The organism is Variovorax paradoxus (assembly GCF_009755665.1).
In the GTDB taxonomy this organism is placed as follows: Bacteria; Pseudomonadota; Gammaproteobacteria; order Burkholderiales; family Burkholderiaceae_C; genus Variovorax; species Variovorax paradoxus_G.
On record NZ_CP046622.1, the window covers coordinates 4,068,316 to 4,088,151 of the forward strand.

At 63.8% G+C, this 19,836-nt stretch carries 16 protein-coding genes and 1 pseudogene; 15 read left to right on the forward strand and 2 right to left on the reverse strand.

The features are described from left to right. Positions 1 to 172: 172 nt before the first annotated feature. Positions 173 to 790, forward strand: a complete 618-nt coding sequence (locus GOQ09_RS18990; RefSeq protein ID WP_157614938.1) for an RNA polymerase sigma factor — start codon at positions 173 to 175, stop codon at positions 788 to 790. Positions 791 to 800: 10 nt separating this feature from the next. After that, positions 801 to 1,016 (forward strand): iron dicitrate transport regulator FecR, encoded by a 216-nt coding sequence (locus GOQ09_RS18995; protein WP_157614939.1) that lies wholly within the window; start codon positions 801 to 803, stop codon positions 1,014 to 1,016. 12 nt (positions 1,017 to 1,028) lie between these two features. On the opposite strand, the gene GOQ09_RS19000 is transcribed toward GOQ09_RS18995, so the two are convergent. Together GOQ09_RS19000 and GOQ09_RS19005 are read right to left on the reverse strand one after the other, a co-directional pair. Next, a complete protein-coding gene (locus GOQ09_RS19000; protein WP_157614940.1) occupies positions 1,029 to 1,274 on the reverse strand; it encodes a hypothetical protein in 246 nt (81 codons plus the stop codon). Between the two features lie 9 nt (positions 1,275 to 1,283). After that, positions 1,284 to 2,975, reverse strand: coding sequence for a cyclic peptide export ABC transporter (locus GOQ09_RS19005; protein WP_157614941.1), 1,692 nt, complete (start codon positions 2,973 to 2,975; stop codon positions 1,284 to 1,286). 183 nt (positions 2,976 to 3,158) lie between these two features. Between GOQ09_RS19005 and fhuF the strand changes: the two genes are divergently transcribed. The 13 genes and pseudogenes from fhuF to GOQ09_RS19070 all read left to right on the forward strand — a co-directional run bounded on the left by fhuF (position 3,159) and on the right by GOQ09_RS19070 (position 19,761). Then, on the forward strand, positions 3,159 to 3,887 hold the full coding sequence (gene fhuF, locus GOQ09_RS19010) for a siderophore-iron reductase FhuF (protein WP_157614942.1): 729 nt from the start codon (positions 3,159 to 3,161) through the stop codon (positions 3,885 to 3,887). Between the two features lie 49 nt (positions 3,888 to 3,936). Then, entirely contained in the window at positions 3,937 to 4,788 is an 852-nt protein-coding gene (locus GOQ09_RS19015; RefSeq protein ID WP_157614943.1) for a N(5)-hydroxyornithine transformylase PvdF, read from the forward strand. Next, positions 4,785 to 5,828 carry a GNAT family N-acetyltransferase gene (locus tag GOQ09_RS19020; RefSeq protein ID WP_157614944.1) on the forward strand — a complete coding sequence of 348 codons (1,044 nt, stop codon included), beginning with the start codon at positions 4,785 to 4,787 and terminating at the stop codon, positions 5,826 to 5,828. The genes GOQ09_RS19015 and GOQ09_RS19020 overlap by 4 nt, the downstream gene beginning before the upstream one ends. Positions 5,829 to 5,840: 12 nt before the next feature. Then, a complete protein-coding gene (locus tag GOQ09_RS19025; protein ID WP_157614945.1) occupies positions 5,841 to 7,175 on the forward strand; it encodes a lysine N(6)-hydroxylase/L-ornithine N(5)-oxygenase family protein in 1,335 nt (444 codons plus the stop codon). Positions 7,176 to 7,586: 411 nt separating this feature from the next. Continuing rightward, positions 7,587 to 11,391 (forward strand): annotated as a pseudogene (locus tag GOQ09_RS26630) (filamentous hemagglutinin N-terminal domain-containing protein); the annotation flags it as partial. A gap of 861 nt (positions 11,392 to 12,252) precedes the next feature. Then, positions 12,253 to 12,648: a hypothetical protein gene (locus GOQ09_RS19035; protein WP_157614946.1), complete on the forward strand. Its 396-nt coding sequence runs from the start codon at positions 12,253 to 12,255 to the stop codon at positions 12,646 to 12,648. A gap of 64 nt (positions 12,649 to 12,712) precedes the next feature. Next, the gene (locus tag GOQ09_RS19040) at positions 12,713 to 13,060 is read left to right on the forward strand and encodes a hypothetical protein (protein ID WP_157614947.1); all 348 of its coding nucleotides are present in this window, start codon (positions 12,713 to 12,715) and stop codon (positions 13,058 to 13,060) included. A 59-nt stretch (positions 13,061 to 13,119) separates the two neighbouring features. Continuing rightward, positions 13,120 to 13,377, forward strand: a complete 258-nt coding sequence (locus GOQ09_RS19045) for a hypothetical protein (RefSeq protein ID WP_157614948.1) — start codon at positions 13,120 to 13,122, stop codon at positions 13,375 to 13,377. A gap of 99 nt (positions 13,378 to 13,476) precedes the next feature. Next, positions 13,477 to 13,959 carry a DUF2846 domain-containing protein gene (locus tag GOQ09_RS19050; RefSeq protein WP_157614949.1) on the forward strand — a complete coding sequence of 161 codons (483 nt, stop codon included), beginning with the start codon at positions 13,477 to 13,479 and terminating at the stop codon, positions 13,957 to 13,959. 112 nt (positions 13,960 to 14,071) lie between these two features. Further along, positions 14,072 to 15,856, forward strand: a complete 1,785-nt coding sequence (locus tag GOQ09_RS19055; protein WP_157614950.1) for a ShlB/FhaC/HecB family hemolysin secretion/activation protein — start codon at positions 14,072 to 14,074, stop codon at positions 15,854 to 15,856. Positions 15,857 to 15,970: 114 nt separating this feature from the next. Next, on the forward strand, positions 15,971 to 16,336 hold the full coding sequence (locus GOQ09_RS19060) for a hypothetical protein (RefSeq protein WP_157614951.1): 366 nt from the start codon (positions 15,971 to 15,973) through the stop codon (positions 16,334 to 16,336). Positions 16,337 to 16,436: 100 nt separating this feature from the next. Then, positions 16,437 to 17,408, forward strand: coding sequence for a hypothetical protein (locus tag GOQ09_RS19065; protein WP_157614952.1), 972 nt, complete (start codon positions 16,437 to 16,439; stop codon positions 17,406 to 17,408). 154 nt (positions 17,409 to 17,562) lie between these two features. Beyond that, entirely contained in the window at positions 17,563 to 19,761 is a 2,199-nt protein-coding gene (locus tag GOQ09_RS19070) for a TonB-dependent siderophore receptor (RefSeq protein ID WP_157614953.1), read from the forward strand. Positions 19,762 to 19,836 lie beyond the last annotated feature (75 nt).

Here is a 19,836-nt window from a genome sequence, read left to right on the forward strand (position 1 = left end):
TCAGGCACGCATCCGGGGTTCCCAAACCTTTAACCCGCGTCGTTCAGCTGCGGTTAAGGTTACACTTCAATAAGAATAATTCTTATTCAATCATCCGAGTCACCCTTGGCACTGAAGCCGGTGACCGGCCGGGAACCACCACCACTGCGAATGCTTGCGAGAAGGCGATCGGATGCGCGACCTCGTCCAGGAACTGGTAGCTCACTATGCGGACTTGCGTCGGCAGCTGACGCGCGACCTGCGGGACCCGCACTACGCGGCGGACATCGCGCAATCCAGCTTCGAGCGGGTGTATGCGCACGCGCTCAAGCTGAACAAGGACATCCGCATCGGCGGCGCGGCACCCGATGGACCGCAGGGCCCGGGCATCGAGTCGCCGAGGGCCCTGCTGTTTCGCGTGGCGCGCAACCTGTGCGTGGACGACGCGCGTCATCGCAAGGTGGCGCAGGAGTGGGTCAGCACGCATTTCAGCGTCGGCTCGCGCCAGACGGTGCCGTCTTGCGAGTGCATCGCCTCCCAGCAGCAGGTGCTGGCGCGCGTGGTCGAAACGCTGGAAACCCTGCCGCCGCGGCGGCGCGAAGTGTTTTTGCTGTTTCGCGCCTACGGCCACACGCGCGCAGAAATCGCGCAGCAGCTCGGCATCACTGAAATGGCGGTGGCAAAACATCTGCTGCGAGCCGCCATCGACTGCTCGCGCGTGTTCGCCGTGCTGCGCTCGGAGCTGGTCGAACAGACCACCGTGTCGAACCGCACGGGTTTCGACGCGAAACTGGCCGAAGACTTCGCCTGAGCGTCGCAACGTGGCAAGCGCGCCGGAAGAAAAGCTCATCGAGCGTGCGCTCGCGCTCATCGTCGAAAGCGAAAGCGCCCCGCAAGATGCGGCTCTTGCCGCGCGCCTGGCCTTGAGCCGCTGGCGCAGCCGATCGGCCGAACATGCCGCCGCGGCGCACGAAGCGCGGCGGCGCTGGGACGCCCTCGGCGGCATGGCGGCGGAACTGCGCAACCTGCAAAAGTAGCGCGTCCGTCGCTCACTGCAGGCGCCCCCCTTCGCGCAGCGCCTCGTCCATCGAAGGCTTGATCAGCGCGGCGCCGGTCAGGGCCCACAGGGTCAGCACATCGTCCAGCGCGCAGATGTTGCCGGGGTTCACGCCGAGCCAGCGTATGAGCTCTTCGGCCCGCTCCGGCGAGGGCGAATCATGCAGCGTGCAGAAGAGCGACCACGCGACGTCGAAGGCCGGGTCGTCGTCGGTCGGCCGGGTGGTCTTGTCTTTCATTCCCCTCCTTCACGCTGCGAGGCTTTCCCGCGATTCGCGCACGTTGTCCTCGACGATCTTTCCCGCCTGCATGGTGATGACGCGGTCGGCCAGGTGAAAGTAGCGGTCGTCGTGCGAGATCACCACCAGCAGGTGTCCCTTGGCGCGCAACTCGGGCAGCAGCTCGGTATAGAAAAGATGACGGAATGTCGGGTCCTGGTCGGCGGCCCATTCGTCGAACACCAGCACCGGGCGGCCTTCGAGGTAAGCGTGCACCAGCGCCAGCCGCTTGCGCTGCCCCGTTGACAGGTCGGTGGTGCTGAATGCGCCGTTCTTCAGGCTCACCTTGTGAGCGATTTCCAGCCGCTCCAGATAGGGCAGCGCCGTTTCGGGCAGCACCTCCATGCCGGCGCCGCCTTCGCTTTCCTCACCGGCCACGAGGTCTTCGAACAGATAGAAGTCGGAGAACACCGTGGTGAAGAGCTGGCGGTAGTCGTCGCGGCCTTCGGGCTTGACCACCGAGCCGTCGATCAGCACATCGCCCGCTTGCGGCGCATACAGGCCCAGCAGCAGCTTGATCAGCGTGGTCTTGCCGGAGCCGTTGTCGCCCACCACAAACACCATTTCGCCGCGGCGCAGCTTCAGGTCGATGGGCCCGAGCGCAAAGGCTTCGCCGCCTTCGGGCGCATCGAACGCATAGCGCACGCCGCGCATGCCGATTTCGTTCTTCAGGATGACACCGTTGGACGCGCGCTCCAGGTGCAGGTGCGGCTCCGGCGTGGCAAAGCGCGCTGACAAATCGCCGATGCGTTGAAAGGCGACCTTGGCGCGGCCCACGCCGGGCAAGGTGAGCGCAATCTGGTCCAGAGGCCCTTTGAGAAACAACAGCACGAGCACGAAGCCGCTGACCACCGCGGGCTCGGTCGTGCGGAATGCAGCCCAACCCAGGATCAACGCGATCAGCAGAAAAAACAGCGCCGAGCCGAAGGCGGTGGCGATCACGTAGGTGTTGATGGCGCGCCCGTTGACCACGCGAATGGTGTCGACGATGCGCTCGATCTGCCCCGCGAACATGCGCGTACGGCGCGTGCGGTGCATGCGCAGCTCCTTGGCGCCTTCGCTGATGGCGCGGTAGGCCTTGTGCAACTGGTCTTCCTGCTCGCGCGCCTTCCAGAAGCCGGCCTCACCTCGGATTTGCGCCATGAGCTGCACGCTGATGCCGATCACCAGCGCCAGTAGCATCAGGCCAAACAGCGGCAGCGAAAGAAACGCGAGATAGCTCAGGCAGCCCAGCGCGACGGCAAGCGCGATCAGCGTGCCCGACAGCGCAAACGCCACGTCGCTGATCATGTCTACGTCTTGCGACAGCACAGGCATCAGGCGATGCGTGCGGTAGCGCTCCAACGCATCGATCGGTGCCGAGAGAATCTTCTGCGCCAGGCTTTTTCGCACCTGGGCCACCAGCCGCTGGCCGACAAAGTTCGTCGACACGTCCGACGCCATGCGCCCGAAGAGCGCCACGCCGCACAGGCCGACGAAGGTCAGCAGCAGGCCGCCCGCCAGTCCGCCCGGCTGGTTGAGCACCCGGTTGATGGTGCCGAGCAGCGCGACCGTGGCCGCACCGGCACCGACGCCCGTCACCAGGGACAACGATATCCATGGAAGAAACGGTTTCAGCAGGCGCCCGATCTCGGCGCCGTTGCCTGTGGTGGTAGTTGTCATGCAAAGGCTCTTTCCGCCCCGGGGGCGACAGCGTGGAAACGACCATGCCGCCCGGCACAGCCCCGGCGGCTTCGTGCCACCTACTGCCTAGACGGTTGAGCCGCGGCAATGTTCAGCGCGGTGCGCGTGAACAGTTGCCCTGCAAATCCGTCTTGATGAAATGACCTTGCCGACGGCCGATCCGTGATCCCGCTGCTGGAGCCCCTGTTCCCCGGCGAGCTGGCCGCGCATGGCGAGAAACTGCAATGCGCCGACACCGTGCCGCCCGGCGCGGTGCGCGTGGCGGACCTTGCGCAATCGCCCGCGCTGCTTGCCGACGTACTGCAGAGAAATGCGCGCTACCGGGGCCTTGCCGGCACAGACTTGCGCGCCGTTGCGTCTGCATGGAGCCTCGAATACATCGCGATGCTGCTGCCGCCTGTGATGGCCGCGGCCAGCATGCTGCAGCACGTGTTTCCGGTTGCGGCGGAACACACCTGGGTGCGGCTCGACGCGCATGGCGGCCCCGCCAGCTTTCACATCCGGCACATGGGCCGGCCGCACCACGGCGCCGGCGCCGCAGAGCGCTACGCGCCGCTGCTCTGGCAGCACCTTGCGCCGCTGTTCGAGGCGCTCGCCGGCCTGACACGGCTCGCGCCCAAGATTCTCTGGAGCAACACCGTGCGGCTCATGGAGCCGGTATTCGACGTGGCGCTGGCCGCCACCGGCAGCGCACCGTCGATCGCGCGCGACCGGCAGCTGCTGCTGCACAGCGCCACGTGGCCGAACGAACCTCGCGCCAACCCGCTTCACGGGCGCGAACGCAGCCACCCCGTCAAGCTGCACCGGGAGTGCTGCCTCAACTACCTTCTGCCGCGCGAGCACCACTGCAACGCCTGCCCGCTTGCGCCGGAGCATCGCGGCCTCGGGTGAACAGATTGCGGGCCATTCCGTCTTCCATCTATCCATCCATTCCACGCATATGTCCCAGGCCAAGCTCGTCTACATCCTGTCTTTGAGAAACGCCGCCGCCGACAAGGCCGGCCAGCATATTTCGTACAAGGGAGAACAGCGCTACATGGCCTCACCGCTGGAGTACCTGGCCAAGGCGCTCGACGAGACGCCGCTGGGCGACGCCTACTCGCTCGAAGGCATCGTCATCGACGACGATCCGCGCTCGCCGAAAGACCAGGCCGCGCTGCAGGACTACGGCTTTTCGTGCCAGCCCGACAAGAAATGGATTTTTCCGGCGGGCCTGAAGACGCAAGGCAAACAGCTCACGGACATCTTCCATTCGGTGCCTTCCGAATACAGGCGGCTGCCGCTCGATTCAGCCGAACGCCCCGGCGGCAAGAGCCGCTTCGAGCGCACCCTGCTCGACAAGCTGCTGACGCTACAGGCCGACATCGTCTTGCTCGACGGCCTCCTCGTGATCCTCGACGAACTGGTGCGGCCCGGCGCGCCGTTGCACCGAAAGATCGTCAACATCCATCCGGGCATCACCCGCATCGAATCGCCGTACGAGCGCCGCGGCGCCTACGCAACGCTCGATGCGCTGCACGGCGCGCAGGGCCGCAAGATCGTGAACTGGCAAACGATGGAAAGCGTGCCTGTGCCTCCTCTCTACAAGACAGGGGCCTCGCTTCACTACGTGGACAACGGCATCGACTCCGGCGAGGTGATCCACGACGCGCTGCGCACCACCATCGACCCGGAGGACACCATCCTCGAGCTGCGCTGGAACAACTTCAACCACAGCCTCTTCCCCGCCCTGCACGAGGGCCTGGCCCTGCTTGCAGGGCAACGGCAACCGCTCACCGAAAGAACCGCATGACGCCAACTCCCCATGTCTCCTATGCGGGCGGCATGCCGCACGCCATCACGCGCGACGGCGACACGCTCAGCGTGCGCAACACGCAGGACGAAACACGCTCGCTGTGGAAAACCAGCCAGGCGGCCTCGGGCGCCGCGCTCCAGTGGGTGGACGGCAGCAATACATCCACGGCCCACCTGCTGGCCGCCCTGGAAGGCGCGTTCGAACACCACCCGGCCCACAAGACGCTGCGCGTTGCGCCGAGCCAGCCGGCGGCGTCGCTCGTGCAGGGCGGCGTGCTGCTGCAAGCCGAAGGCGGCCAGGCCCTCGCCTGCCGCGACATGCTTTGGCAGCAGCCTTCGCTGTGGCTGCCCGCAGTGCACGCTCCCATGGCCCTGCAATACGCACTGACCAACGGCAAGCGCCACCCCGTGCGCCCGCCCAAGCCGCGCGGGGTGCTCTACCAGCGCTTCATCCCCTGGCTCGGCAAGACCTTTTCGTTTCGCAGTTTCGACTCCGAAGCCGACCTGCCGATGTTCAACCGCTGGATGAACGACCCCGACGTGGCCGTGATCTGGGAGGAAGAAGGCGACCTGGACAAGCACCGCCAGTACCTCTCGGCCATCGACCGCGATCCGCACATGTATTCGATGATCGCCTGCCTCGACGGCGAGCCCTTCGGCTACTTCGAGATGTACTGGGCCAAGGAAAGCCGCATTGCGCCGTTCTACGACGTGGACGACTACGACCGCGGCTGGCACGTGCTCATCGGCGAGCCGGCGTTTCGCGGCAAGGCCTTTGCCACCGCCTGGCTCACCTCGATTTCGCACTACATCTTCTTGTGCGACCCACGCACCCGGCGCGCCGTGGGCGAGCCGCGCATCGACCACCTGCAGCAGATCCGCAACCTCGACAAGTCCGGCTACGCGAAGGTGAAGGAATTCGACCTGCCGCACAAGCGCGCCCTGCTGGTCGTGATGCTGCGCGAACGCTACTTCACCGACGCCCTCTGGCTGCCCCGCAGCGACGGCGCCGCCATGCCTGCCCAACATTCTGCGTAAAGGAAAAACGCCATGGTGATTCACGACCTCATCGGTATCGGCTTCGGCCCTTCGAACATCGCACTGGCCATTGCGCTGGATGAGAAACGGCGCGACGGCCGCCGCGTCGATGCGATGTTCATCGAGAAGCAGGCCGGCTTCGCCTGGCACAAGGACATGATGCTCGACCAGGCGCACATGCAGATCTCGTTCATGAAGGACCTGGCAACGCTGCGCAACCCCACGAGCCGCTTCACCTTCATCAACTACCTGCATGAGAAGAAGCGCCTGCAGGACTTCATCAACCTGAAGACCTTCTTTCCCAGCCGCCACGAATTCAACGACTACCTGGGGTGGGCCGCATCCCAGTTCGAAGATGCCTGCGTCTATGGCGAGGAAGTGTTCGAGGTGCTGCCCGAAAAAGAAGGCCACGGCGGCGAGGTATCGCTGCTGCGCGTGCGCTCGCGCGACGGCGCCGGCCGCGTGACCGAGCGCCTTGCACGCAACCTGGTCGTGAGCATTGGCGGCATGCCCAACATTCCGGACGGGTTCCGCGCGCTCAGGAACGACCCGCGCGTGTTCCATTCGAGCAGCTACCTGCGGGACATGGCCCGCCTGCCCGACGCCGCAAGGATTGCCATCGTGGGCGCGGGCCAGAGTGCGGCGGAGATCTTCATGGACCTGCAGGGCCGCCCGCATGCGCCGCAGGTCGACCTCATCATGCGGGCCCGCTCGATTCGCCCGTCGGACGACAGCCCCTTTGTGAACGAGGTGTTCAACGTCGAGTTCACCGACTACATCTACAGCCAGCCTGAAAACGAGCGCGCCGCGTTGATCGACGAGTTCGGCCACACCAACTATGCGGTGGCCGACCTCGACCTGATCCAGCAGATCTTCAAGATGTTCTACGAGCAGAAGGTTCGCGGCGAAGAGCGCATGCGCTTCCTGCGCCGGCACGAGATCCGCGGCGTGCATGCCGCCGCCGATGGCATCCAGCTGACCCTGCACGACCAGAACACCGGCCATGAAGACACTCTTCGCTACGACGCCGTGGTGCTGGCCACCGGCTATGGCCGCGAGCAGCACAAGGCGCTGCTGACGCCGCTCGCTCCCTACCTCGGCGATTTTTCGGTCGACCGCCACTACCGCGTGGGCAGCACGCCGGACTTTCACCCCGCCATCTTCCTGCAGGGCGCCTGCGAGTCGTCGCACGGGTTGAGCGACACCCTGCTGTCGGTCACCTCGGTGCGCACGGGCGAGATCGGCAACGCCCTGCTCAGGGCCATTCCGGCCGGCGCGCCGGTGGCCGCCACCGCGGTGAACGCCGCAAACAGTCCCCGCCACGAGCGGCAGCCGGTGCAGGCATAGGCCGTAGGCGCCTCTCTACTGAGGCGTAAGCCTAGGGCGTTCCGATGAGGTCTTGCACCTCCGCGGCGCGAAGAAACCCGTCCGGACGAGATTCGTTGAGGCGGGTCAGAAAAGGTAGCCTCACTCAGGGAGGAGAGATTCGCGTGACTCGTGGCTACCGGCCGAAATCGTAGCCGGCGACCCACAGCGCAACCGCATCGATGACAACTTAATGACTCATCGCCATGCCCCGGCGCGTGAGATATGTGGCGCTTCCAACCTGAATCTGCGCACCTGCAGATTCGTTGACATTCCTTACAGCATCTCAACCGGAAAATCCGGGCATGCCGATGTGGATGTCGGCGAATCAGCACGGTCGCTTGTCGCGGCGTGCATGGCTGTCACGCAGAGAGATCAGGGAAGAAGAACGACATGAATAAGAATTTGCACCGTATTGTGTTCAATGCGAAGCGCGGGCTGCGCATGGTCGTTCAAGAAACCGTCAAGAGCACTGGTAAGGGATCTTCCAAGGCAACCACGGTTGCGTCCGGTGCATTCGCCGGTGCCGCTGCCTTTGCGCCCATGCTCGTGGGTGCCGCGCTCGCAGGCATGCTGTCAGCCTCGCCTGCCCTCGCCCAGATCGTCGGCGCCCCCAACGTTCCGGGCAACCTGCGCCCCACCGTGATGGTCGCGCCGAACGGCGTGCCGCTCATCAACATCCAGACGCCCAGCGCCGCCGGTGTCAGCAGAAATATATTCAACCAGTTCAATGTTGCCCCCAATGGGGCCATCCTGAACAACAGCAGAACAAGTGTAGGTACGCAGCTTGGCGGCATCGTCCAGGGCAATCCGTATCTCGCGACCGGACCCGCACGCATCATCCTGACCGAGGTGAACGGCGGCAGCCCGAGCCAGTTGCGCGGCTACATCGAAGTCGCGGGGCAGCGCGCCGAGGTGATCATCGCCAACCCTGCCGGCATCAGCATCAATGGCGGCGGCTTCATCAATGCCAGCCGCGCCACGGTGACCACGGGCACGCCGCAATTCAGCGCCATCGGCGGCCTGGACAGCTTCCTGGTGCGAGGCGGCACCGTCACCATCGATGGTGCGGGCCTGGATGCCAGCAAGACGGACTACGCGGCCATCTTGGCTCGCGCCGTGCAGCTCAATGCGGCGATCTACGCCACCGACCTCAAGGTGGTCACAGGCGCGAACCAGGTCAGCGCCGACCACAGCCAGATCACGCCAACCGCCGGCACCGGCGCCGCTCCCACCTTTGCTCTGGACGTGGCCGCGCTCGGCGGCATGTACGCCGGCAAGATCACGCTCATCGGTACCGAGGCCGGCCTGGGCGTGCGCAACGCCGGCAGCATCGGCGCCAGCAACGGCAACCTCATCGTCACTTCAGCGGGCAGATTGGAGAACACCGGCACCCTCGAAGGCACGCGCGTCGAGCTTGCCAGCGCCGGTGACATCGACAACCGCGGCGGCACGATCCGCCAGACCAGCAGCGTGGGACTCGCGATCACTGCACCGGTGCTGTCCAACACGAACGGAGGGGTCATCGGTGCCGAGCCGTTGCCTGCACCCACGGCGGGCTCGGGCGGCGGTGCAAGCACTGGAGGCAGCGCCGACACGGGCGGCACCGCCAGTCCAGGTACGCCCACGGCTGGAACGGGTTCCACCTCGGGTTCCGGCGGCACAGCCTCGCCCGCACCGGCACCGTATGTGCCCACGTCGCCCGGCACCCTCACCGCGGCAGGCGCCATCCTCAATGACGGGGGCAAGATCTACGCTGGCGGCCCGGTCACACTGAACACCCCGCAGATCAACAATGCGGGCGGCTCGCTGTCGGTGGCCAGCATGGCGGTCACGGGCCCGACCTTCAGCAACGCGGGCGGAACTCTCAACGTCAGCAACAGCTTCAGCGCCAACGTGGGCGAGTTGAACAACACCGGTGGGACGCTGAACGCGGGCAGCCTGAACATTGCGACCACGGGCGATCTAGTCAATGTGGACGGCAAGCTGACCAGTGCCACCGACGCCACCCTGACCGTGGGCGGCCAGGCTGACAACACGCGCGGGACGATTTCTGCGACAGGCGCCCTGAACGCCAATGTGGCCGGAGTCAACCATCAACAACAGTGGCACCTTGGCTTCCAACCAAGGCCTGACGCTCAACACTGGCTCCCTCCAGAATACGCAGGGCAATATCCAGTCAGCACAGGCTGGCGTGCAGCTCGCAGTGACCAACCAGCTGGTGAATGGCAGCGGCGGTTCCATCAACGCGGCCACCGACCTGAACGTGCAAGCAGGCTCGCTCGCCAATAGCGGCAGCTTGCGCGGCGCGAACGATGTCAATGTCGCAGTCGGCGGCGCGCTGACCAACGACGGCAGCATCACGGCCGGCCGCAACACCACGATCCAGGCCGGCAGCTTGCAAAGCAGCAACACCGGCGTGCTCGGTGCCGGTATCCAGAACGATGGCAGCCTCGGCAGCGCGGGTGATCTGCGCGTGACCAGCAACGGCGCATTGATCGCCAACGGCACCAACCTTGCGGCCGGCAATGCCACGTTGCTGGGCGCGAGTGTCGATCTCTCGGCCAGCCAGACCAGCGCAGCCAATATCGCGGTCACGGCCAGGCAAGGCAACGTGACCACCAACAAGGCTACGATCACAACGCCGGGCATCTTGAGTGTCAAGGCCGCTGGGGCGGTGTCCAACGTCGAAGGAACGCTGGCCGGTAACGGCAACACCACGGTCGACGCCGCCAGCCTGGACAATTCCGCAGGCACCCTGGCCTCCGTGGCCGGCGATCTGCGCGTCACCACGAGCGGTGCCACCGTCAACACGGCAGGCCGCATGCTGGCCTCTGGCCCGGTCGTGCTCGCGAACAGTGGCTTGGCCAACACCGACGGCGCGGTCAGCGGCGACAGCCTCTCCATCGACACGCACGGCGGTTCTCTCGACAACACGCGCGGCACGATAACCGCGACCACCACGGTGGCGGTGAGCTCGGGCGTTCTCGCAAATGATGCGGGCCTGATCCAATCCGGCAGCGCGATGACCATCAATACGAATGGCCAAGCGTTGACGAACACCAATGCCGCGGGCCACAGCACCCGGCAGGGCGGCATCGCCAGCGCGGATACGCTGGTGCTGAACACGGGCGCGGTGAACAATGCAGCGGGCTTCATCGGCGCGACCAATGCGGTGGACGCCACAACCCAATCCTTCACCAACACCAATGGCGGCATGGTGCTCGGCCAGTCTACGGTGGCGATCAACACCCAGGGCGCGAGCTACCACAACAGCCATGGTCAAACACTCGCCATAGGCGACCTGGGCGTCAACGCCGGCAGCATCGCGAACATCGGCGGCCTGATTCGCTCGACCGCCACGACGACCCTGAATGCGGGCAGCATCGACAACCGCCTCACCTCCGGTGCCGAACAAGGCATCGAAGGCCAGAACGTCTCCATCGCCGCCACGACTGTCGATAACACCTCGGGCGCCATCCGCGCCGATGTGAACACCACGCTTACCAGTGGCGGCCGCGTCGACAACGGCACTGGCGGCCTGATCTTCGCGGGGAACACGCTGGCCATCGTTGATCCGACCGCGGCTGCAAAGACCTTGAACCTGGTCAACGGCGGCACATTGCTGGCCGGCAAGGCACTCCTCGTCGATGCAGCTTCGCTCGCCAACAACGGCAAGCTGCTCTCCCAGCAAGACATGCGCCTTGCCTTGACGCAGGACGTCGTGATCGCCGCGGGCAGCGAGACCATCGCCAACCGCGACCTGAGCATCGCCGCCGGCGGCAACATCAGCAACAGCGGCAGGATTGCCGCCGGCAACGACCTATCGCTTTCTGCACCCAACATCGACAACACCGCCACCGGCGACATCCAGGGCACCATCACGCGGCTTAGCGCCACCGGCACGGTGACGAACCGCGGCGTGATCGACGGCAGTTTGACGCGCATCGATGCGGGCACGCTCGACAACATCGGCACCGGCCGCATCTACGGCGACCAGATCTCCATCGGTGTCGGCACACTCAACAACCTGGCAGAAACCGCCGTCAACGGCACCACCAGCGCCGCGACCATCGCCGCGCGCCGGCGCCTGGACATTGGCGCCACCACCATCAACAACCGCGACGGGTCGTTGATCTTCAGCGACGGCGATCTTGCCATCGGCGGCAGCCTCGATGCGCTGGGCCATGCCACCGGCTCGGCCGGTGCGGTGAACAACCACGCCGCAACGATCGAGGCGACCCGCAACGTCGACATCAAGACGGCCACGCTGAGCAACACCAACGGCGGCGTGACCTGGACCCTGGAGCCCGGATCGGACCAGCACATCGTCGAATACGCGCTCCCCGGCAGCAGCGTGCGCTATGCGGCGAGCGAAGTCCTCTTCAGCATCGGCGGCTTCCAGCGGATCCCCGACATCGGCTGGAACGGCTGGGCCGGCGTCCCCGCCACCGACCCCCAAGGACCCGGCAGCAATACTAGGACTGCGTCAGGTCACTTCACCGTTTGTTTACAACAACCTCAATCCTAAAATTCCAGCATTGTTTCAGGGTTCGCCAAATCCATCGCCTGTGGTTGGCGGTGCTATTGTTGGGTCGGTGCTTCAAGGCGGAGCCTCCTTTATCCCCGGTCAACCAGCAAGAAATAAATGAACTCATTCGATAAACTGATTATTTCTCCAGCATGGAAAGGGAGCGTCGTCAGAATAGGTGTCATGATTCTGATCTCTATTGGGATGTGGAGACTGCCGGAATTTATTGAGTGGTTCTACAAGATCGCGTCCTTAGGGACTCCCGTATTTTCGAGAGATAAGCACTGGTCTATGTTTCTCGTAATTCTTGCAGCCGCAATATTTTGCATTCTCTTCGATGCAATTCGTTTGATGCTTATGTTCTTTCATCGTCGATCATGAGGGCTCATGGTGCAAGCTTACCTTTGGGACAATATTCGATTTTGTTGTGCTCATGTTTGCGGGGATGGCTGGCAATGTCCGTTCAAGCGGGGCACAAGAAACCGTCGGAAATTCTACGAAGGAGGCGCTACAGAGAGCGCAAGGGAAATGATGGGACGCAAGCACGGCTGGATTGCAACCTTCTTGTTGCTTGCCCTTATTTTTGGGCTGGCGTTTGCGCTGGGCATGGCGCTGATGTTGGGTATCGTCATTCCCGCATATCTTTGGCTTCTGACAGACATCTGGCAATGGACTCCCGTCAATCGCTGGCTTCGCTTCGTGGTCCTGGCGGCAATCGGGGGCGTTTTGATGGGGGCGCTTTTTACCAATTACCAGTGGTTGGTTCACACATCTTCCTCGTTGGCGAGAAAGGTTGTGACAACCGCTCTGGTCGTGGTGATCTATATCACTCTCTTGGTTGTCTTGCGTGAATGGATCGGAAAAATTCTTCCCGTTAAGTTGCGGTGCGATGCGGCTTCCTTGACAACGTTGAAGTCATTTTGATCATCATCAACACCAGCGGATCGCTGCTCGGCTCGGGCGCCAAAGACCAGATCAAAGGACCAAGTTGAGAAAACAATTTCCATGGGCGAAAGTGTTCGCGTTGCAAACGACGATTTTTGTCACAGCCATAACCGCTTCAATGGCAATTGGTGGGGCGTTGCTTGTACCTTTTCTTGTGTGGGTTTTTACCGATATCTGGCAATGGTCTCCCATCAATCGCTGGCTGCGCTTCGTGATCCTAGGGGCAATGATTGGCGTCATTGCGGGTGCCTTCTTCACAACACACGCCTGGTTGACTGCAACAGGTTCGTCGATGGTGCGAAAGATCGTCACCACCGCAGCTGTCGTGACTACCTGCATCGCAGTCACTGTCTTTGCGCGGGAGTACCTGGGTTGCTTGCTCCCGGGCTAGCTCGCACGGTGAGTGAGTACGAGGGAGTCCACTTGAAACACAACCAAAGGGGAGGAAAGATGAACGAAAAGACGAAATTGCGCTGGCATGAATATCTCTGGGTGGGATTGCCGTTACTGCTCGTCCTTGTCGGCGGTGCAATTGGTGGTCTTGTTGGGGCGACTGCGACGAACTACAACATCAGGCTCTTTCGCTCGACCGCGTCAAGATCCGTGAAGTACTTGCTTTCGGGGCTGATCTTGTTGATGGCCCCTTTGATTGCTTTTGCACTCTCCTCACTTTTTATTGCGTTTTTTGGCCCGAGAGGCGGTGGATAAGGCACTTTCTTTGACTGAAGATCTGATATTCATGGGCGCATCCGAGGCGCTCCGCAGCACAACATCAATTAGTTTCAACAACCCTAGGGAGTATCAACAATGAGAATCAAAAGAACCATCGCCAACATCCTGTTGGCATGTACAGCAATTGCTGCCACGGGCTGCGCGAGCCTGCCATCACCGGAGGCGATGAAGACCGCCACCGCGGATTTCCAGCTTCCAAAGCTGCCGAGCGACGGCGAAGCCATGGTTTATGTGGTACGCCCCTCTTCAACGGGCAGCATGGTTCGCTTCAACGTCTTCGTCGACGATCAGGAGCCAGCATCCGAAATGGGCTACACCCGAGGCAGCCAGTACATCTACTTCAGCCTGCGGCCAGGGGAGCACAAGATTTTGTCGAAGGCCGAGAACTGGGCCGATACCTCGGTCTCGGTCAAGGCCGGCGACATCGTGTTCATCCAACAGGACCCATCGATGGGGATCATCATGGCCCGAAACAGCTTGGTCAAGCTCGAAGAGTTGCCTGGCAAGTACCAGGTGAAAAGCCTGTCTGTGGGGACCATTCTCAAGACGACGAAGTAGTTGCTCGTTCGCGGGGGAGCGCGCGCTTCCTCGCTCTTGAGCAGTGCCACTTCGTTCATCTGGCGTTCGGACGCTTGACGTTCGAAGCATCCGGCGGGCCATCGAATACCCCATGACTCATCACCTCAGAACACGCGCGGGTCGCGTGCATTTTGTCTGCGCATTCGCTTCGCTGGCATTGCCCTCTTTGTCGGTTGCACAGCAAACCCCCACCACTCCCCAACCCTTCGTCGAACAACAGCGCCAGCAGGAACGCGAACGCGCCCTGCGCGAACAGAACGAGCGCACGGTCGATCAACGCCCGCAGGCCGCACCGCCCGCACCGGTGGCACGCATTCCCGAGACCGAAGCCCCGTGCTTCCGCATCGACCGCGTGCTGCTGGTCGGCGAGCAGGCCGAATTGTTCCAATGGGCGGTCTCTGATCTGTCTGGCCCTGACGGCAACGATTCGCCTCTCGGCCGCTGCCTGGGCACCGCCGGCGTGAACGTGGTGCTCGCCCGCGCCCAGCAGGCGGCCATCGCGCGCGGCTTTGTCACCACCCGCGTGCTGGCTGCGCCGCAAGACCTGTCCACCGGCACCCTGACCCTGTCGCTGGTGCCGGGACGCATCGCGGCAATCCGGGCCACGCCCGATTCTTCATCCACGCTGCTGGGCAGCGGCGCCTTGCTGGGTTCGGCCATTCCCGCCCGGCCGGGCGACCTCTTGAACCTGCGCGACATCGAGCAAGGCCTGGAGAACCTCAAGCGCGCCCCCACGGCCGAGGCCGACATCCAGATCGAGCCCTCGACCGCGCCCGATGCCAAGCCCGGCGACAGCGACCTGGTGGTCAAGTACGTGCAGGTCAGGAAGTGGCGCGTGGCCCTGAGCCTGGACGACAGCGGCACCAAGGCCACGGGCCGCTACCAGGCCGGTGCCACGGTGTCACTGGACAACCCCTTCGGGCTGAACGATCTGTTCTATGTCAGCGCCAACCACAGCATCAACAGCCATTTCCTCTCGGAGCCGAGCTACGGCACCGAGGGCCAGACGGTGCACTATTCGCTGCCGTATGGCTACTGGATGCTGGGCTTCACCGCCTCGAACAGCCAGTACCACCAGAGCGTGGAAAGCTTCAACGGACCGATCAACTACGCCGGCAAGTCCAACAACGCCGAAGTGAAGCTCTCGCGCCTGCTGTACCGGGACCAAAGCCGCAAGACGACGCTGGCGCTCAAGGGCTTCCGCAGGGAGTCGCGCAGCCTCATCGAGGACACGGAAGTGCCGGTGCAGCACCAGGTGGTGGGCGGCTGGGAACTCGGGCTGAACCACAAGGAGTTCATCGGCGAGGCCACGCTGGAGGGCACGCTGGCGTTCAAGCACGGCACGGGCGGCTTCGGCGCCCGGACCTCGCCGCAGGAGATCTACCACCGCAGCAACCCTGCCGAGCCGCTGGACGGCACTTCGCGCATGAAGCTGTACACGGCCGAAGTGAGCCTGAATGCGCCGTTCAAGCTGGGTGCACAGAAGCTGCGTTATTCGGGCCTGATCCGCGCCCAGTGGAACCGCACGCCGCTGATGTCGCAGGACCGGTTCGCCATCGGCGGGCGCTACACGGTGCGCGGCTTCGACGGCGAGACGAGCCTGATGGGGGAGCGGGGCTGGCTGATTCGCAATGACATCGGGTGGGCCATGGGACAGAGCGGGGCGGAGCTGTATGTCGGCGCCGACTACGGGCATGTGGGTGGGCGCTCGACGGTCGACCTGCTGGGCCGCAGCCTGGCGGGTGCGGTCATTGGCGTGCGGGGGCAGTGGAGCAAGTTGAGCTATGACTTCTTCATGGGCGCGCCGATCCGCAAACCCGAGGGGTATCGCACGGCCAGGACCACCTTTGGGTTCAATCTCAACGCAAGTTTTTGAAGCTCAACAGGAGTTCGGAAAGATCAAGAAAGTGCCTGCCACACCCCACCGATTCATCTGGCGCTGCTGAACGTCGGCACCCGATCACAACAACCGTCTTTAGAAAAACACCATATGCACCCATTGCTCGCCAAAACCTTCGGCGGATTGACCCCCGCCTACTACTTCCGTCAGTTCGTGTTCGGCCTGTGCTTTGCGGCATTCTTCGTTTTCTTTGCCAGCCGCTCACCCCACATCATGTCGCTCGGGATGGCGATCTTCCTGGTCGCGAACACGTTTCTCTACCCCTATTCGCGATTCGTCTACGAGGGCGTGATCAATTTCTTGCTGGGCGCGAACACGTTCTATGTGAATGCCATCCTCATGCTCTTCGTCAAGTTGTTCACGATGCTGGTGTGCTGGACCTTCGCCATCTTCATCGCACCCGTCGGCCTGATCTATCTGTACGTTCATCACAGCAGGGCCACGCGTCAGAGCTGAACAGACTGCCCCTTCATTCGCAGCCGCAGACCCCGTGCCCAAAGGAACCGCGAATCCGCAGCCGCTGCGCTGCCTTGTGCGCTCGTCCGACGGATGGTGGGTGCAGTTGTCGCGCAACGGCATCGAGCACCGCCATCTGTTCAAGTTCGGGGCGATCCGCAGCGAACCCGAGGCGCTGGCCCTCGCCCAGGCCCGGCGCGACCAACTCATGCAGGAGCATCCGGAGATTCCCCGTTGGCGCACCGTCGAGCGCGCGATCTGCAACGGCAAGCCCGGCGGCATCGCCTTCGTGGTGGGGCCGGACAAACAGTCCAGCTACTGGTGCGCTGAAACCCCGATGGCGGATGGCACGCTCATGCGCGAGACTTTCAGCACCGCGCGCTTTTCAACGGCAGCCAAGCAACTGGCCATTGCCGAACGCGAGCGGCAGTTGAGCTTGATGGTCGCAGGCTTCGCCGTGAAAGCCGAGCTGGATGCGGCGAGCAACCGCTTGGGCAACGGCCAGAACGACGCCGCCATGTACGGCATCGTTCGCCACAAGACCTACTGGCTGGTCAAGCTGGAACGCAGCCGGCAACGTTTCAGCAAGACGTTCTCGTTCGCGAAGCTTGGCGGCGTTCAAGACGCCTTGGCGCAGGCGCAGGCCTGGCGCGATGACGTCGTCCGGCAGCACCCACCGGTCATGCGCCAGCAAAGAGCCAACAAACTGCGCAGCAACAACAAGACGGGCATTGTGGGCGTCACCTGCGTGTTGGGACCCGACGGCCGGCCGCGCCAATGGTCGGCGCACACCTACATCGGACCCGGCAAGCTCCTGCAGAAGACGTTCAGCGTCTATCGCTATGGCGAGGATGCGCAGAAGCTGGCCATCGCCGAGCGGCAGAAGCAACTGGAGCAAATGGAGGGCCGGGCGCGGTTGCATCCGGTCGAAGAGCAGGTGCGAAGCACTTCTACAAGAAGGGCATCGCGGACCTCCACTAGGATCGAAGGCCGGTCGGACGATGGCGCCCGCTCAGGCAAGTCCGTTGCGGACAGTGCGCGCACAGGCGGTGAGCGCAGAAGCGGCGGATAAATCACCTACCAGGGACAAAAAAGGAGACAGGCCGCTGTCTCCTTTTTTTTAAGCCAAACGTCTCATGTATGGAAGCGCCAAGGTGCCGAAACCGGCCGGCCTTGGGCGTCGCAACGTGAACACGTCGTATTCAAGCACCTGGAGTATCAACTTTATGCGTCCCCTGCCCCGTCAACGTCTATTGAATGCCGCGCTCGCCACGGCCTTCGGAACGGCCTTTTCCCTTTGCAGCGTGAGCGCCCTGGCGCAGGCGTCTGGACAGCAGCGGGCCGGCGATTCGACGCTCCCCGCCATCACGGTGAACGCCGACACGGAAGAATCCGCCAGCGGCCGGGTCAACGGCTACCTTGCCAAGCGCAGCACCGCCGGCAGCAAGACGGACACGCCGATTGTCGAGACGCCGCAATCGATCTCGGTCATCACGGCCGACCGCATGGACGCCATTGGTGCCACCAACGTCAAGGACGCGCTCGGCTACACCCCGGGCGTGGGCATTTCCCCCTTCGGAGCCGATTCGCGCTACGACTGGATCTCGATCCGCGGCTTCGACGGCTATGCGCCGGGCTTTTACCTGGACGGCCTGCCGCTGCGCAACAACGGCACCTGGGGCCTGTGGAAAACCGAGAACTACGGCAGCGAACGCATCGAAGTGCTGCGCGGCCCCACGTCGGTGCTCTATGGCATGGCAAGCCCGGGCGGCGTGGTCAACATCGCGAGCAAGCTGCCCACCGCGGAGCCCTTGCGCGAGATCCAGTTGCAGTACGGCAGCGACGCCCGCCGCCAGGTGGCCGGCGATTTCTCGGGCGCGCTCGACGCCGAAGGCAAGGTGCTCTACCGCATCACCGGCGTGGTGCGCGACGCCCAGCTGCCCGGCGGAAGCTCGCGCGACGACCGCACCTACATCGCTCCCTCCATCACCTGGAAGCCATCGAGCGACACCACTTTCACGCTGCTGGCCCAGTACCAGAAGAACCGCGCAGGCAGCTACACCCGCATCCGCCCCGCGGCCGGCTCGCTCACGCCAACGCGCATCGGCACGTACATTCCCAGCGACCTGAACGCCGGTGATCCCAACTTCGATCACTTCAACCAGGACCAGAAGATGATCGGCTACCAGCTCGAGCATCGCTTCAACGACACCTTCACCGTGCGCCAGAAGCTGCGCTACGGCAAGCTCGAGGTCGACTACCGCGCCCTGCAGGCGCCGAGCTTCGTCCCCATGGACCCGGCCAATGCGCTGAGCGCGGAGAACTACCGCTACCTGAACCGCGGCGTCTTCGGCAGCCAGGAAAGCACATCGTCCGTCACCATGGACAACCAGCTGCAGGCCGACCTGCGCTCGGGCGACTGGCGCCACAAGGTACTGGTGGGCCTGGACTACCAGCGCACCCGCATCGACCAGTACACCTACAGCAGCCCCTTCGGTGCGCCGCTGCTCGACATCTACGCGCCTGTGTACGGCCGCACCATCGACATTCCGCAGCCCTACGTCAACGGTGTGAGCCGGCTCGCGCAGACCGGCATCTACCTGCAGGACCAGATCAAGTGGGGCGACCGCTGGTCGCTCACCATCGGCGGGCGCTACGACACGGCGCAAAGCACCAACTACAGCCGCCTCGACGGCTCCACGCAGCGCATTTCGGAGCACAAGTTCACCAAGCGCGCGGGCCTGGTCTACCTGGCGCCGAACGGCTTGGCGCCGTACCTGAGCTACTCGGAGTCGTTCGCGCCCATTGGCGCCCTCGATCCGGCCACCCGGACCCCCTTCAAGCCTGAAAGCGGCCGCCAGTACGAGGCCGGTATCCGCTACCAGCCGCCGGGCGGCAAGTCGCTCTACAGCGCGGCCATCTTCGATCTGCGCCGCAAGAACTACATCACGTATGACGCGACCTTCATGCCGAAGCAGACCGGCGAGATCTCGGTGCGGGGCCTCGAACTCGAAGCCACCACCGAACTCATGCCGCGCCTGAATCTCACGGCCTCCTACGCCTACACGCCGCGGGCCATCGTCACGGCCAGCAGCCGGGCCGAGGAGATCGGCAAGCAGGCCATGTCCGTTCCGCGCAACCGCCTCTCGGTGTGGGCGGACTATCGCTTCAGCAACGGCCTGAAGGTGGGCGCGGGCGTGCGCTTCAACGGCTCGACCCGCGGTGACGCGGAAGTCGTGGCGCCGGCCAAGGTGCCTTCGTACACGCTGCTGGACGCCATGATCGGCTACGACATCGATCGCTGGACGCTGGCGCTGAACCTGCGCAACCTGACCAACAAGACCTACGTTGCGAACTGCGCCTACGGCTACTGCTATCTGGGAACGCAGCGCACTGCTGTGGCAACGGCCACCTACCGCTGGTAAGCCCTTCGGCCCAGAAGAGCAAAGGCCGGATGCCCGCGAGGGCGTCCGGCCTTTTTTGTGCGGCCTAGCGGCCTT